The organism is Cryobacterium soli, from assembly GCF_003611035.1.
GTDB lineage: Bacteria > Actinomycetota > Actinomycetes > Actinomycetales > Microbacteriaceae > Cryobacterium > Cryobacterium soli.
On the sequence record NZ_CP030033.1, the window covers coordinates 150,893 to 165,736 of the forward strand.

Annotated in this window: 13 protein-coding genes and 1 pseudogene; 11 read left to right on the top strand and 3 right to left on the bottom strand. The window is 67.2% G+C overall.

Features of this window, described 5'->3' with window-relative positions:
* Nucleotide 1 precedes the first annotated feature (1 nt).
* From pdxT to DOE79_RS00815, 10 genes and pseudogenes are all read left to right on the top strand, one after another.
* On the top strand, nt 2–595 hold the full coding sequence (gene pdxT, locus DOE79_RS00770) for a pyridoxal 5'-phosphate synthase glutaminase subunit PdxT (RefSeq protein WP_120336875.1): 594 nt from the start codon (nt 2–4) through the stop codon (nt 593–595).
* Nucleotides 596–626: 31 nt separating this feature from the next.
* Nucleotides 627–1,223 (top strand): DUF1697 domain-containing protein, encoded by a 597-nt coding sequence (locus DOE79_RS00775; protein ID WP_120336876.1) that lies wholly within the window; start codon nt 627–629, stop codon nt 1,221–1,223.
* A 143-nt stretch (nt 1,224–1,366) separates the two neighbouring features.
* A complete protein-coding gene (locus DOE79_RS00780; protein ID WP_120336877.1) occupies nt 1,367–2,131 on the top strand; it encodes a YebC/PmpR family DNA-binding transcriptional regulator in 765 nt (254 codons plus the stop codon).
* A gap of 7 nt (nt 2,132–2,138) precedes the next feature.
* Nucleotides 2,139–2,792, top strand: a complete 654-nt coding sequence (ruvC, locus tag DOE79_RS00785; protein ID WP_120336878.1) for a crossover junction endodeoxyribonuclease RuvC — start codon at nt 2,139–2,141, stop codon at nt 2,790–2,792.
* The gene (gene ruvA, locus DOE79_RS00790) at nt 2,789–3,433 is read left to right on the top strand and encodes a Holliday junction branch migration protein RuvA (protein ID WP_120336879.1); all 645 of its coding nucleotides are present in this window, start codon (nt 2,789–2,791) and stop codon (nt 3,431–3,433) included. Before ruvC ends, ruvA begins: the two co-directional genes overlap by 4 nt.
* A complete protein-coding gene (ruvB, locus tag DOE79_RS00795; protein ID WP_120336880.1) occupies nt 3,433–4,467 on the top strand; it encodes a Holliday junction branch migration DNA helicase RuvB in 1,035 nt (344 codons plus the stop codon). The genes ruvA and ruvB overlap by 1 nt, the downstream gene beginning before the upstream one ends.
* Nucleotides 4,468–4,637: 170 nt before the next feature.
* Complete coding sequence (yajC, locus tag DOE79_RS00800) at nt 4,638–5,054, top strand: preprotein translocase subunit YajC (RefSeq protein WP_245977053.1); 417 nt, start codon at nt 4,638–4,640, stop codon at nt 5,052–5,054.
* A 65-nt stretch (nt 5,055–5,119) separates the two neighbouring features.
* Nucleotides 5,120–6,870: pseudogene (gene secD, locus DOE79_RS00805) on the top strand (protein translocase subunit SecD).
* A complete protein-coding gene (gene secF / locus DOE79_RS00810; RefSeq protein ID WP_120336882.1) occupies nt 6,870–7,916 on the top strand; it encodes a protein translocase subunit SecF in 1,047 nt (348 codons plus the stop codon). The pseudogene secD and the gene secF overlap by 1 nt, the downstream one beginning before the upstream one ends.
* A 96-nt stretch (nt 7,917–8,012) precedes the next feature.
* On the top strand, nt 8,013–10,265 hold the full coding sequence (locus DOE79_RS00815) for a RelA/SpoT family protein (RefSeq protein WP_120336883.1): 2,253 nt from the start codon (nt 8,013–8,015) through the stop codon (nt 10,263–10,265).
* 29 nt (nt 10,266–10,294) lie between these two features.
* Here DOE79_RS00815 and DOE79_RS00820 read toward each other — a convergent pair whose 3' ends face one another.
* The 3 genes from DOE79_RS00820 to DOE79_RS00830 all read right to left on the bottom strand — a co-directional run bounded on the left by DOE79_RS00820 (nt 10,295) and on the right by DOE79_RS00830 (nt 13,200).
* Complete coding sequence (locus tag DOE79_RS00820; RefSeq protein ID WP_120336884.1) at nt 10,295–10,861, bottom strand: type IV toxin-antitoxin system AbiEi family antitoxin; 567 nt, start codon at nt 10,859–10,861, stop codon at nt 10,295–10,297.
* Nucleotides 10,862–10,957: 96 nt separating this feature from the next.
* Nucleotides 10,958–12,190, bottom strand: coding sequence for a DUF349 domain-containing protein (locus tag DOE79_RS00825; RefSeq protein ID WP_120336885.1), 1,233 nt, complete (start codon nt 12,188–12,190; stop codon nt 10,958–10,960).
* 209 nt (nt 12,191–12,399) lie between these two features.
* A complete protein-coding gene (locus DOE79_RS00830) occupies nt 12,400–13,200 on the bottom strand; it encodes a peptidylprolyl isomerase (RefSeq protein ID WP_120336886.1) in 801 nt (266 codons plus the stop codon).
* Between the two features lie 216 nt (nt 13,201–13,416).
* On the opposite strand from DOE79_RS00830, the gene DOE79_RS00835 reads away from it, so the two are divergent.
* Entirely contained in the window at nt 13,417–14,754 is a 1,338-nt protein-coding gene (locus DOE79_RS00835; RefSeq protein WP_120336887.1) for a replication-associated recombination protein A, read from the top strand.
* The last annotated feature ends 90 nt before the right edge of the window (nt 14,755–14,844 follow it).

Genomic DNA, 14,844 nt, shown 5'->3' on the forward strand with positions numbered 1-14,844 from the left:
CATGACCGTTGGAGTACTCGCCCTGCAGGGCGACTTTCGCGAGCATGCCGCGATGTTGAGTTCGCTCGGCAGCGAGGTGCTCCTCGTGCGCCGCCCGGAGGAGCTGGCCGTCGTCGACGGCCTGGTGATCCCGGGCGGCGAGTCCAGCGTGATGGACAAGCTGACCCGCCTGTTCGGCCTGTCCGAACCGCTGCGGGCGGCCGTGGGCGCAGGGCTGCCCGTGTACGGCACCTGCGCCGGGCTGATCATGCTGGCCGACACCGTCCTCGACGGCATCTCCGGGCAGCAGAGCCTGGGCGGGCTCGACATCAGCGTGCGCCGCAACGCCTTCGGCTCGCAGACCGCCTCGTTCGAGACCGATCTCGATGTACCCGTGCTCGGCGGCCCACCGGTGCACGCCGTGTTCATCCGTGCGCCCGTCGTGGAGAGCGTCGGACCGAACGCCACGGCCCTCGCCACGGTCGCCGACGGCCGCTGCGTCGCGGTGGAACAGGGCAACCTGATCGGCACGTCCTTCCACCCCGAGATCACCGGGGAGCACCGATTCCACGAGTACTTCCTTCAGAAGGTCCGGAGCGCCGGCTTCCGGTCGTGACGTACCGTTCTTGCTGCGTCAGACTGGGCGCATGACCCGTTACATCGCACTCCTGCGCGGCATCAACGTCGGCGGCATCAACATCCGCATGGCCGAGCTCGCCGAGACGGTGCGCAGCCTCGGCCACACCGGAGTGACGACGGTCCTCGCCAGCGGAAACGTGGTCTTTGAGACCTCTGAGACGGATGCCGCCGTCAAATCCGGCCTGGAACGCGCGCTCTCCGACCGGTTCGGCTACGAGGCTTGGGTGGTGCTCGTGGCCTGGCCCCGACTAACGGGCACCGTCGCGGAGTACCCATTCGAGGATCGCGATGGCTGGCATTCTTACGTGCTGTTCGGCTCCGAGCCGACCAGCATCGATGGTCTGCTCGCGGCCGCACCTGAGCTGGATCCGAACGACGAGAGGGTGCAACGGGGCACGGACGTCGTCTACTGGCAGGTGCGACGTGCGGTAGGTATCAAGAGTCCCTTCAGCGTTCTGTCGGGCAAGGCGCGTTTCAAGTCCACCACGACCACCCGCAACCTGCGGACGCTGAGGAAGATCCTGGCTGTACCTGTGGGCGCTCTACCTGACGGCGCTGCACCTGAACCCGTCGTGTCCAAAGCCGGTCCCAACCCCGCGGGCTAGACTGGGATCGCACCAGCGTTCGAGGTCGTTCGCTGTGCCACCACGCTTGATGAACAGTTCAACACCAGGCAGTGCAGCGATGCACCGCATCCACCCTGCGGCGCGCGACAGCGTCGCACGACTAAGCGACACACGGGAGATTCATGTCCGGGCACTCCAAATGGGCGACAACCAAGCACCAGAAGGCCGTCACCGACTCGCGTCGGGCCAAGGCGTTCGCCAAGCTGATCAAGAACATCGAGGTCGCGGCCCGCATGGGCGGCGCCGACCTGTCGGGTAACCCCACTCTCGTCGACGCCATCCAGAAGGCCAAGAAGACCTCGGTCCCCAACGACAACATCGACCGCGCCGTCAAGCGCGGCGCCGGCCTCTCCGGCGAGGTCGTCGACTACACGACCATCATGTACGAGGGCTACGCCGCCAACGGCGTCGCGATCATGATCGAGTGCCTCACCGACAACAAGAACCGCGCGGCCGCCGAGGTGCGCACGACAGTCAGCCGCAACGGCGGCAACATGGCCGACCCGGGCAGCGTCGCCTACAACTTCCACCGGAAGGGCATCGTCGTCGTCCCCAAGGGCAACGATGTCACGGAAGACGATGTGCTCGCCGCCGTGCTCGATGCGGGAGCCGAGGAAGTCGTCGACGACGGCGAGAAGTTCGAGGTCTTCAGTGAAGCCCACGACCTCGTCGCCACCCGTACCGCGCTGCAGACCGCGGGCATCGACTACGACTCGGCCGACATCGCCTTCGTTCCGCAGCTCAAGATCGAGGTCGACGCCGAGACCGCCCGCAAGGTGTTCAGGCTCATCGACGCCCTCGAGGAGCTCGACGACGTGCAGAACATCTACAGCAACTACGACGTCACGCCCGAGGTGCAGGCCGAACTCGAATCCGAGAGCGAATAGCACACCCATGACGGTCAGGGTGCTGGGCATCGACCCCGGCCTGACCCGCTGCGGCGTCGGCATCGTCGACGTCGCAGCGAACCGCTCGGCCACACTGGTGGACGTGCAGGTGCTGCGCAGTTCCCCCGACCTGAGCCTCGAGCGCCGACTTTTGCTCATCGGCGAAGGACTCGAGGAACTGCTCGACCGGCACCAACCCCAATTCGTGGCCATCGAGCGCGTCTTCGCCCAGCAGAACGTAAGCACGGTGATGGGCACGGCGCAGATCAGCGGCGTGGCCCTCATGCTCGCCGCCCGGCGTGGCCTCACCGTGACCCTGCACACCCCCAGCGAGGTCAAGGCCGCCATCACCGGGTACGGCTCCGCCGACAAGAAGCAGGTGGGCACCATGGTGGCCCGGGTGCTCGGACTGGCGGAGATCCCGAAGCCGGCGGATGCCGCCGACGCGCTGGCGCTGGCCATCTGCCACGCCTGGCGGACCGGCGTCGGCGGCGGAGTGCTGCCCACCAGCGGCACAGTGGCGGCCGGCAACAGGTCCACCCCGGCCCGCAACCCCGGAGCCCTCACCCCGGCGCAGAAGGCCTGGCGGGATGCGGAGCGCGGCAACGCGCCGGGCGCGGCGGCGGCAACGTCGGCGGCGCACCGTAGGCTGAATACGTGATCTCTTCAGTGCGTGGCCCTGTCCTGTCCGCCCTGGGTTCCACGGTGGTCATCGAGGTCGGGGGAGTGGGACTGGCCGTGCAGGTCACCCCTCCGACGGCCCTGGCCGCCCGGGTCGGCACCGAGACCCGGCTGTCGACCACACTGATCGTGAGGGAGGATTCCCTCACGCTGTACGGGTTCCCCTCCGCCGACGAGCTGGCTGTCTTCGAACTTCTGGTCGGCGTCACCGGGGTCGGACCCAAGTCGGCCCTCGGCGTGCTGGCCGTCCTCAGCCCCAACCAGATCGCGCAGGCCGTGTCCGCCGAAGACGACTCGGTCTTCCGCAAGGTGAGCGGTATCGGCCCCAAGACCGCCAAGCTCATCGTGCTGTCCCTAGCCGGCAAGCTCGTCGTCACCGCCGCATCCGCCACGCCAGGCCGCCCGAGTGCCACGGCCGCTGTAGGCACCAGCGTGCAGACCGCCCTGATCGGTCTCGGCTGGTCCGAGAAGGTCGCCGCTCAGGCCGTCGAGGAGATCCTGGCCGGCAGCAGCGCCGAGTTCGACGCCGAAGAAGCCGGCGTCGCTGCCGTCCTGCGTCTGGCCCTGGCCCGCCTCGGTCCGGCCCAACACGCCGGCGCCGCAGACGGGAGCCACCGCTGATGACGACGGATCCCGGAGTCGAACTGGCCAACCCGGCCCTGGCCGGCGATGCCGAACTCGCCTTCGAAGGCGCCCTGCGTCCCAAGAGTCTCACCGAATTCGTGGGCCAGCAGAAGGTACGCGGCCAGTTGCAGCTTCTGCTCACCGCCGCGTCCATGCAGCAGCGCACCCCCGACCACATTCTCCTGGCGGGTCCTCCCGGCCTCGGCAAGACCACCCTGGCCATGATCATCGCCTACGAGGGCAACCGCCCCCTGCGCATGTCGAGCGGCCCGGCCATCCAGCACGCCGGTGACCTCGCCGCCGTGCTCTCGTCGCTTGTGCCCGGCGAGGTGCTCTTCATCGACGAGATCCACCGCATGGCACGGTCCGCCGAGGAGATGCTCTACCTGGCGATGGAGGACTTCCGCATCGACATCATGGTGGGCAAGGGCGCGGGGGCCACCTCGGTGCCGCTCGACCTGGCCCCGTTCACTCTCGTGGGTGCCACCACCCGCTCGGGGATGCTGCCCAACCCGTTGCGGGACCGGTTCGGTTTCACCGCGCACCTGGAGTTCTACGCCGACGACGAACTCGAACAGGTGCTCACCCGGGCTGCGAGACTGCTCGGCCTCGTCATCGACCGGGAAGCCATCGCCGAGATCGCCGGCCGCTGCCGCGGAACTCCCCGGATCGCCAACCGGCTGCTGCGGCGGGTGCGCGACTACGCCTTGGTGCACGGCGGCGACGCCGACCTGGCCGCCGTCCACGCCGCGTTGGAGCTGTACGACGTCGACGAGATCGGCCTCGACAGGCTCGACCGGGAGGTCATGAACATCGTGCTGACCCGTTTTGGGGGTGGCCCGGTCGGCCTCAACACCCTGGCTGTCTCGGTGGGGGAGGAACCGGACACCATCGAATCGGTCGTCGAGCCCTTCCTGGTACGGATAGGCTTCCTCACGCGTACCCCGCGAGGGCGGGTTGCCACTCCCGCAGCGTGGCGGCACTTCGGACTGAGTGATCCTCAGGCTGCGTTCACCTTGGATGTTCTATAATTCAAGCTGGTCAGGCACGCCCGTCAGGCGTGTAACCCAGTGCTCGGCCCGTCGAAGCTCCGCTCCTCGACAGCTCAGCACACAAAAAGCTCTGCACATCCCCAACACTGCACCGGCATGTCCCAGGTGCGGGAAGGTCTCACAGTTCTATGGATCCGTTGACTCTTGTCATGCTCGCCGTTTTGGCGCTGCTCGTGTTCTTCATGTTTCGCAACGGCCGCAAGCGCCAGAAGGACACCCTGGCCCTGCAGTCGAAGATGGTGGCCGGCGCGGACGTCATGACCAACTTCGGTCTCTACGGCACCATCGTGTCCATCGACGAAGAAGAGAACAAGGTCGCTCTCGAGATCGCACCGGGAACCATCGTGCAGATCCACCGTCAGACCATCGCTCGCGTCGTCGAGCCCACCGTCGTGGGTGACGACGTCGTCCTCGACGACACCGTCGATGAGACCGCCGGCACGCCGGCCATCGTGGGCGAGCCGGAATACGGCCAGCGCACCGAGACGGAGCCGACCGATGACTCGGCGTCTGACAGCACGACCGTGACCGACACAAACACCGAACCCAAAAAGGGCGACGCGTAACACATCCCCTCTCCGTGCCCACGCCCATCGGCGTGGGCACGAGCAAAGAAAGCTGAGTTCAATAGGTGGCTAAGTCGTCTCCGACCAAGAAGGCCTGGCGCTCGCTGACCTGGCTTGGCGTGATCATCGTCGGTCTCATCGCTCTGAACGGGGCCGGAGTGCTCTCCGGCGGCGGGTCCTGGACCCCCAAGCTGGCTCTCGACCTCGAGGGCGGAACGCAGATCATCCTGGCTCCCAAGCTCGAGTCGGGCCAGACGGTCTCGTCCGAACAGCTGAGCCAGGCTGTCTCGATCATCCGCCAGCGCATCGACTCTGCCGGTGTCTCCGAATCGGAGATCAACACCCAGGGCGGGGAGAACATCGTTGTGTCGATCCCCGGCACCCCCGACGACGCCACCCTGAACCGCATCCAGTCCTCGGCCAAGCTCGAGTTCCGCCCGGTCCTGATCGCCTCAGCTCCTTCCGCTGACAGCGTCGGCGCCGATGGTTCCACCGCCACTCCCGGCGCCACGGATGCTGCGACCGATGCTGCGACGGATGCCGCCACCCCCGCTCCGGAGACGACCCCGTCCGTCGCCCCGACCGACGCCAGCGACCTGAACAACATCACCCCTGCCCTGCAGGAGGAGTTCGACACCTTCCAGTGCAGCGACATCGACACCACCACCGTCGCACCGGCCGATCAGCCCCTGATCACCTGTGAGACCGACGGGAGCGTCAAGTACATCCTCGGCCCGGTCGAGGTCAGCGGCGAGAACATCTCCGACGCCACCAACGGGCAGGTCACCACGCAGAGCGGCGCGACCACCGGCGAGTGGGCCGTGAACATCGTCTTCGACGGCACCGGAACCCGGGCCTTCGCCGACGTCACGACCCGCCTGAGCGGCCTGGAGGGCGCGCAGAACCAGTTCGCCATCGTGCTCGACGGCAAAGTCATCTCCGCTCCGCGCACCCTCGCCGTGATCACCGACGGCAAGCCGCAGATCACCGGCTCTTTCGACCAGGACACCTCGAAGGCTCTCGCCGACCAGCTCAAGTTCGGCGCCCTGCCGATCAGCTTCACCGTGCAGAGCCAGGACACCATCTCGGCCACCCTCGGATCCACCCAGCTGCAGAGCGGACTCATCGCCGGTCTGATCGGACTGATCCTGGTGGTCCTGTACTCCCTGGCGCAGTACCGTCTGCTCGGCCTGGTCACCATCGCGTCGCTGGCCGTCGCCGCGGTGATCACCTATTTCCTGATCACCCTGCTGTCCTGGCGGGAGGGCTACCGGCTCTCGCTCGCCGGTGTCGCGGGCCTCATCGTGGCCATCGGTATCACCGCGGACTCCTTCATCGTCTACTTCGAGCGGGTGCGCGACGAGTTGCGCGACGGCAGGGGACTCGTGTCGGCGGTCGAGTCCGGCTGGCGTCGCGCCATCCGCACCATCATCGCGTCCGACACGGTCAACTTCCTCGCTGCAGCCGTGCTCTTCATCCTCGCCGTCGGCAACGTCCGTGGCTTCGCCCTCACCCTGGGCCTGACGACCCTCGTCGACCTGCTCGTCGTGGCCATGTTCACCCACCCCACGCTGCAGCTTCTGGCCCGCACCAAGTTCTTCGGTGAGGGCCACCGCTTCAGCGGGCTGGATCCCGCGCGCTGGGCGCCGTCTATCGCGGCCGGGCGCAGTTCGCGGCCCCCGCCGCACCGGGCACGTCGCGCAAGGGTGCTTCCGCCAGCAAGGAAGCCGTCAAACGTCAGACCATCGCCGAACGCAAGGCGGCTGAGCTCATCGGATCCGGCTCGAGTAAGCCGACCGACGGGAAGGATTCCTAATGGCCAGCTTCAGCCAGTTCGGCAACGACCTGCACACGGGCAAGCGCTCGTACAACATCGTCGGCCGTCGGAAGCTGTGGTATTCGATCGCCGCCGTGATGATCCTCGTCGCGATCCTGGGTCCGGTGCTGCGTGGTGGATTCACCTTCGGCATCGAGTTCACCGGTGGATCCGAGTTCGTCCTCTCCGACACCAGCACGCTGGACCAGGGCCCCGCGGCCGCGGCCGTGGCCGACGTCGTACCGGCTGCCGTACCCAAGATCTCGGCCGTCGGCAGCGATGGCATCCGGGTGCAGACCGACCAGCTCACCGACACCGAGAGCCGCGAGGTTCGCGCTGCCCTCGCCTCGGCGTACAGCATCGAACCTGCCCAGGTGACGTCGTCGTTCATCGGCCCGTCCTGGGGCCAGGACATCACCGGCTCCGCCATCCGCGCCCTGTTGACCTTCCTCGTTCTTGCCGGCGCCGTCATGGCCCTGTACTTCCGCACCTGGAAGATGGCGGTCGCGGCCATGGTGGCGCTGCTGCACGACCTCGTGATCACCGCAGGGTTCTACGGCATCACGGGCTTCGAGATCACCCCAGCGGCCGTGATCGGCTTCCTCACCATCCTGGGTTACTCGCTCTACGACACCGTGGTGGTGTTCGACAAGATCCGCGAGAACACCAGCGAGGACGGACCGGAGTCCCGGCGCACCTTTGCCGAGTCGGTCAACCTTGCGGTCAACCAGACCCTTGTCCGGTCGATCAACACCTCGATCGTGGCCGTGCTCCCGGTGGCTTCCATCCTCGTGATCGGCGCCTTCGTACTCGGCGCAGGTACCCTGCGGGACATCTCGCTCGCTCTGCTGATCGGCATGCTCGTGGGTACCTACTCCACGATCTTCATCGCGTCGCCGCTCTACGCCCAACTGCGTGAGAACGAGCCCGAGATCCGCAAGCGCGACAAGAAGGCGCTGGCTCTCAAGGCCAAGGCCGCCGGAACGTCGACGACCACGGTGTCGGACGGGGTCGCCTCGAACACGCACGTGGACGCCTCCGCGTGAGCAGCGCCCAGACGCGGGAATATCCGGTGGCATCGCCCGGTTTACCGTTTATCCGCTAGTACAGGGATAATTGGCGCCAGGGAATGAGGTAACGAGATGACCGAGACAACAACGCCATCGCCTGCGTCCCTGCGCCGCCTGGTCCCGCGGATCTTCTCCCGCGCCCAGCCGGCAGGTGCCGTGGACACGCTGCTTCGGACGGTGCGCACGCACCACCCGAAGGTGGACCTGTCCATCATTGAACGGGCCTACACCGCCGCCGAGCGCGCGCACGAGGGCCAGAAGCGCCGCAGCGGCGAGCCGTACATCACGCATCCCGTCGCCGTGGCCCAGATCCTGGCGGATCTCGGTATCGGCCCCAAGACCGTGGCCGCTGCCCTGCTGCACGACACTGTCGAGGACACGGACTACACCCTCGATCAGTTGCGCGCCGATTTCGGCGACGAGATCACCATGCTCGTCGACGGGGTCACCAAGCTCGACAAGGTCAAGTACGGCGACAGCACCCAGGCCGAGACCGTGCGCAAGATGATCGTCGCGATGTCCAAGGACATCCGGGTTCTGATCATCAAGCTCGCCGACCGTCTGCACAACGCCCGCACCTGGGGTTTCGTCCCCGCCGAGTCGGCGATCCGCAAGGCCACCGAGACCCTCGAGATCTACGCCCCGCTGGCGCACCGGCTCGGTATCCAGACCATCAAGTGGGAACTGGAAGACCTCTCCTTCGGCGTGCTCTACCCCAAGCTGTATGCCGAGATCGAAAGCCTCGTCAAGCAGCGCACCCCGCAGCGCGAAGAGTTCGTGCAGTACGTCATCGACGCGATCAACGACGATCTGAAGGCCGCACGCATCCGCGGTAAGGTGGCCGGCCGGCCCAAGCAGTACTACTCGATCTACCAGAAGATGGTCGTGCGCGGCCGCGAATTCGACGAGATCTACGACCTCGTCGGCATTCGCGTTCTGGTCAACTCGGTGCGCGACTGTTACGCCGTGCTCGGCGCCATCCACGCTCGGTGGACCCCGCTGCCCGGTCGGTTCAAGGACTACATCGCCACACCCAAGTTCAACCTGTACCAGTCGTTGCACACGACAGTTCTCGGCCCGAGCGGTCGTCCGGTCGAGATCCAGATCCGCACGCAGGAGATGCACGAGCGCGCCGAGTACGGTGTGGCCTCGCACTGGAAGTACAAGGAGCAGGTCAACGGCAAGAGCTCTGGACCTGGTCCGCAGAGCGACACCGACATGGCCTGGCTCGCGCACATTTCCGACTGGCAGGCCGAGACGGCCGACCCGAACGAGTTCCTCGACTCCCTACGCTATGAGATCGGCGCCAAGGAGGTCTACGTCTTCACCCCCAAGGGTCGCGTGATCGGGCTCCCCGCCGACGCCACCCCGGTGGACTTCGCCTATGCTGTGCACACCGAGGTGGGCCACCGCACCATGGGCGCGAAGGTCAACGGTCGTCTGGTGCCCCTGGAGAGCTCGCTCACCACGGGCGATGTCGTCGAGGTGTTCACCTCGAAGAACCCCGACTCCGGCCCCAGCCAGGACTGGCTCAACTTCGTCAAGAGCCCCCGGGCGCGCAACAAGATCCGGCAGTGGTTCACCAAGGAACGCCGCGACGAAGCGATCGAGCAGGGCCGTGACGCGATCGCCAGAGCGATGCGCAAGCAGAACCTGCCGCTGCAGAAGCTCATGAACCAGGACTCCTTCGCCGAGGTCGCCGCGGTCATGCGCTACGAAGACGTGTCGGCGCTCTACGCCGCCGTCGGCGAGGGTCACGTCTCCACCCAGTCCGTCCTGGAGAAGGTCGTCGCCACGCTCCAGAGCGTGGAGGAGAGCGACGCGACCGACCTGCCGTTCACCCCGAACGGCCGCACCCAGACCCTCCGCAACAACGACTCCGGCATCCTGGTGCGCGGTGCGCCCGATATCCTCGTCAAGCTCGCCCGGTGCTGCACCCCGGTGCCGGGCGACAAGATCGTGGGATTCATCACGCGCGGCTCCGGAGTCTCGGTGCACCAGTCCGACTGCCACAATGTGCAGTCACTGCTCAAGGAACCCGAGCGGATGATCGACGTGGACTGGGCGCCGACCTCCAAGAGCCTCTTCTTGGTGCAGATCCAGATCGAGGCCCTTGACCGGTCCGGTCTGCTGTCGGATGTGACCCGGGTGCTGTCCGAGCACCACGTGAACATCCTCTCGGCCACCGTGAACACCTCCAGCGACCGGCTGGCCATCAGCCGGTTCGTCTTCGAGATGGGTGACACCACCCACCTGGACCGGGTGTTGAACGCCGTGCGGCGTATCGACGCCGTGTATGACGTGTACCGCGTCAGCGACGGCTGATATTCGGGTGAGACCCGTCGGTCCGTGCGTCACCCGCACAGCCGGCGGCGGGCCTGGCTCAGTTCGGCGGCAGCGACGCGGCTGAACGAGATACCCGGGCGCCAACTGGGCACCTCGTCGGCGCTGTGCGAGTCCCCGTCGTAGGACAGCAGCGCAGCGAGCAGCTCGGTGTCGGCCCTAGCACCGGGTGAGCAGCCCCACCGAGCCAGGTCCACCGCGGTGCGCCGGGGCACCGTGACGGGCAGTCCGCCCACGTCCCGCACATCGTGGTGCCTCAGCCGCACTTCGCGCAGCTGGGCATTCGGCCCCGTGGACTTCTGGATGCGTGCCGTCACGTCGACGCAGAACTGGTGTTGCGCCGGCTCCGGGGCGAGACCGTAGATCCACGCGGCGGTCATCCGCTCGGCGACGAGGCGACCGGAGGCGGACCGGGCGAGTCCGGCGACTGCGGCCGCACGCATGGCCGGACCGTCGGCAGCGTCGACCGGGCACCACGACCCGGCCAGGGAGAAGAGCTCGCCGTCCAGACGGGCTCCGCACAGTTCGGCGATCGGCAGGTCGGCACCGGTCAAGGCAACGGGAACGAGAGGAGTCATCTCCTCAGGCTGCGGGGTCCGGGGATGCAACTGGAAACGGGACCGGGAATCTGTGGACAGATCCCCGGTCCCGTGACCGATGTGCAGAGGCGTCGGCTACTGGCCGATGGCCTTCAGCCATGCCTTGCGGGTCTCGAGCGCCTCGGTGGCGTCCTTGATCTTGCGGGCGTCCGTGGTCTCCTGCGCGGCGGCCAGTTCGGCCTCGAGCTTGGCGATCGCGTCGTGCAGCTGACCGGCGAGGCCCTCGGCTCGGGCCTTGGTTTCGGGGTTGTTGCGCTTCCAGTGGTCGTCGTCGAGCTTGCGCACTGCGGCTTCGACCTTGCGCATGCGTTCCTCGACCGGCTTGACCTGGTCGCGGGGGACCTTGCCAGCTGCGTCCCAGCGACGCTGGATCGAGCTGAGCAGCTCACGGGCCTTGACGCGGTCGGTCTCCGTGAGGAGGGTCTCCGCCTCGGTGAGAAGTTCGAGCTTGACGACCAGGTTCGCGGAGAACTCCTCGTTGTCGGCGACGTCGATCTCGCTCTTCACGGAGTAGAGCACGTCTCCGGCTGCTTTGAACTTCGCCCACATGGCGTCGTCCTGCTTCTTGCCGGAGCGACCGGCGGCCTTCCAGTCCTCGAGCAGGTTGCGGTAGGCCGGAATGCCGTCTGCTCCCTGCGGAGCAAGGGCCTCCGCCTTCTCGATGAGTTGCTGCTTACGGTTGCGGACGTCCTTGTGGGCACTGTCCAGCTCGGCGAAGAAGGCCTTGCGGTTCTGCTCGATGGTCGTGCGCGCGGCGCGGAATCGCTTCCACAGCTCGTTGGCCTCACCCTTGGGGATCCGCGGAGCATCGTGCTGGTGTGCCTGCCACTTGGCGAAGAGAGCGTCGAGGGCGGCGCTGGTCTGCTTCCACTGGGTCTTGGCGGGGTCCTCGGCGGCAAGGCGTTCGGCCTCTTCGACGATGGCGGCACGTTCAGCCAGGGCGGCGGCGCCGGCAGCCTTCGCCTCGACGCCCTGCTGCTCGGTGAGCTCGCTGACGGTTCCGCCGAGGGCGCCGAGGCGCTCAGCGAGGGCCGCGAGGTTGCCGACGGCGTTGGCCGTCGCGACCGACTTCGAGAGGTTCGCCACCGACTTGGCGATGTCGGCGGCAGGGGCGCCGCCCTTTGCGCGCTGTTCGAGCAGGGTGACCTGTCCGTTCAGCTCCACATACTTGCGTTCGAAGTAGGCGAGCGCCTCTTCCGGCGTCGCGTCGGGGTACTGCCCGACGGCACGCTCGCCGTCGGCTTCGCGCACGTAAACCGTGCCGGTTTCGTCTACGCGACCCCATGGTTGCTGATCTGTCGTAGTCAAGAGCCTCACCTTAATGATTTGGTTGATTCGCCGTGCGGTGACGTACCCCAGTGGAGTACTGCAGCGGACGAATCCCTGAACGAGCCAGTACGGGCTGAAGCCAATACGGGCACAAGCCTATTGCAAGCGTGCCCGAGGTTCAGCGGAATCGACCGAACTGTTATGACCGAGGGCGTCTACCGCACCGATTATCTCGGCATCGAGAACCGTTACTGCACCGAGAACGAGGTGATCGTGGTGGGCACCACAGGGGCCCCATCGGTTGAACCGTCGGCCACGCCCGCGTCGGCGATCTGGCTGGCGAGCTGATCGAGGCCACTGGTGACCGTTCCGATCACCGAGTAGCCGCCGGCCTCGTTGGCGGGAATCGTCGTGTCGCCGTAGACGATGAAGAACTGGCTGCCCATGCTGTAGCCGTCTGTGGACCTGGCCATCGCGATGGTGCCCGCCGGGTACACGTTGTCGGCGGGAGCGTTCTCGACGGGACCGTAGCTGTAGCCGGGGCCGCCCGTGCCGTCGCCGTTCGGGTCGCCGCACTGCAGCACGGAGAAGCCGTCGCCCGTGGTGAGGCGGTGACAGCTGAGCCCGTCGTAGAAACCGGAGTTCGCGAGGCTGAGTGTCGAGGACACCGCCTGGGGGGCCAGCGCGCCATCCAGCTCCACGCCCAGGGGAATGTCGTTGAGCGTCAGGGTTCCGGTCCAGGTGCGGCCTTCGGCCAGGTCGCTGGAGGGGACGTCGCCGGAATTGGCGCCGGGAGTCGCCGAAGCAGTGGGCGTGGGCTCGGCCGTGGAGGAGGCCGATGGCTCCGGAGTACCGGGACCGCCGCCGAAGTAGAACAGCTGGGCGCCCACGAGCACGGCCAGCACGACGACCAGGATGCTTCCGGCGAGAATGTTGTCGCGCACCCGGCGCTTGCCCTGCAGCGTGTGCACGGTCTGCCTGGCCTGATAGGCGCGAACGCGGCCACGTGCTTCGCGGGCTTCGCGATCCTGTTTACTGCTCGGTGCCACGGGAATCCTCCAGGTGCCGCCTGCGGCGGAATCAAAGCGTGCGGGCGACAGGGCCCGGGTCACTGTGAACTCTACGCATCCCGCGGCGGCGGGAACAATTGAGCCGCTCAGCGCCCGCGTCGGGCATGTGCAGCGGAGCGAGTGGGGCGAGTGGGGCGCGGGGGCCGGGGAGCCAGGGCGCCACCCGGTGTCGGCGGCACAAACTACGCTGGGACCATGTCTTCCGTTCAACCAGGCCTGCGCACGGGCGCGACGCCGCTTGCCGTTCGGATGCGCCCGAAGAGCCTGGCCGAGGTCGCGGGCCAACGACACCTGCTGACCCCGGGGTCCCCCCTGGTCAGCCTCGCCAACGACAAGACGGGGGAGCAGGGCTCGGTGTCGGTCATCCTGTGGGGCCCGCCCGGAACCGGCAAGACCACGCTCGCCCAGACCATCGCGCACAGCTCCGGCCGGCGGTTCGTCGAGCTGTCCGCTGTGTCCGCGGGCGTGCGGGATGTGCGTCAGGTGATGGAGGAGGCCCGCACCAGCCGGGACCTGTACGGGTTGTCCACGGTTCTGTTCCTCGACGAGATCCACCGGTTCAGCAAGGCCCAGCAGGACGCCCTGCTCCCCGGCGTGGAGAACGGCATCATCATCCTTGTGGCGGCGACCACCGAGAATCCGTCGTTCTCGGTGATCTCTCCGCTGCTGTCGCGGTCCCTCCTGCTCACGCTGGAGACGCTGAGCGACGACGACCTCGGCATCGTGGTGGACCGTGCCGTCACCGACCCCCGGGGACTGGCCGACAGGTTCGTTCTGGACCCGGAGGCCCGCGGTGCGATCATCCGGCTCGCCTCCGGAGACGCACGCCGGGCACTGACCGCGCTGGAGGCGGCCTCGGTGTCGGCCGCGACGACCGAGACCGTGGCCGGCGACAAGCCCGTCATCACCACCGAGATCGTCTCCCTTGCGGTGGACCGGGCGTTGCTTCGCTACGACCGGAACGGCGACGAGCACTACGACGTGATCAGCGCCTTCATCAAGTCCGTGCGCGGGTCGGACGTCGACGCCTCCCTGCACTACCTGGCCCGCATGATCGAGGCCGGTGAGGACCCGCGATTCATCTGCCGGCGCATCATCGTGCTCGCCTCCGAGGACATCGGTATGGCCGACCCGCAGTCACTTGTGATCGCCATCGCGGCCGCCGACGCTGTGCAGTACATCGGTATGCCCGAGGGCCGCATCCCGCTCGCCCAGGCCGTCGTGCACCTGGCCTGCGCCCCCAAGTCCAACGCCGCGTACCTGGCCCTCGACGCGGCCATCGCCGACGTGCGGGCCGGCAACACCGGCCGGGTGCCCAAGCACCTGCGGGACGCCCACTACCCGGGCGCCAAACGGCTCGGCCATGGCAAGGGCTACAAGTACCCGCACGACGACGCGCTCGGCGTGCTCGCGCAGGACTACCTGCCCACCCAATTGCGGCGTACGCAGTACTACCAGCCCACCGAACACGGCAACGAGCGGGATGTGTCGGCCCGGCTGGCCAAACTGCGCCGGATCATCCACGGCGAGTAGCAGCGCCCTGATGAGTGCTGTCGGCCCCTGAATCAGCGCTGAATCGCAGCCCCGTTGTGCTAGCCTTGACCTCGCCTACAACTGGTTTCG

Excerpts from the sequence above, each read along its gene's own strand:
- pdxT (WP_120336875.1), top strand. The coding sequence starts at position 2 with ATGACCGTTGGAGTACTCGCCCTGCAGGGCGACTTTCGCGAGCATGCC.
- DOE79_RS00775 (WP_120336876.1), top strand. The coding sequence starts at position 627 with ATGACCCGTTACATCGCACTCCTGCGCGGCATCAACGTCGGCGGCATC.
- DOE79_RS00780 (WP_120336877.1), top strand. The coding sequence starts at position 1,367 with ATGTCCGGGCACTCCAAATGGGCGACAACCAAGCACCAGAAGGCCGTC.
- ruvC (WP_120336878.1), top strand. The coding sequence starts at position 2,139 with ATGACGGTCAGGGTGCTGGGCATCGACCCCGGCCTGACCCGCTGCGGC.
- ruvB (WP_120336880.1), top strand. The coding sequence starts at position 3,433 with ATGACGACGGATCCCGGAGTCGAACTGGCCAACCCGGCCCTGGCCGGC.
- yajC (WP_245977053.1), top strand. The coding sequence starts at position 4,638 with ATGCTCGCCGTTTTGGCGCTGCTCGTGTTCTTCATGTTTCGCAACGGC.
- secF (WP_120336882.1), top strand. The coding sequence starts at position 6,870 with ATGGCCAGCTTCAGCCAGTTCGGCAACGACCTGCACACGGGCAAGCGC.
- DOE79_RS00815 (WP_120336883.1), top strand. The coding sequence starts at position 8,013 with ATGACCGAGACAACAACGCCATCGCCTGCGTCCCTGCGCCGCCTGGTC.
- DOE79_RS00820 (WP_120336884.1), bottom strand. The coding sequence starts at position 10,861 with ATGACTCCTCTCGTTCCCGTTGCCTTGACCGGTGCCGACCTGCCGATC.
- DOE79_RS00835 (WP_120336887.1), top strand. The coding sequence starts at position 13,417 with ATGTCTTCCGTTCAACCAGGCCTGCGCACGGGCGCGACGCCGCTTGCC.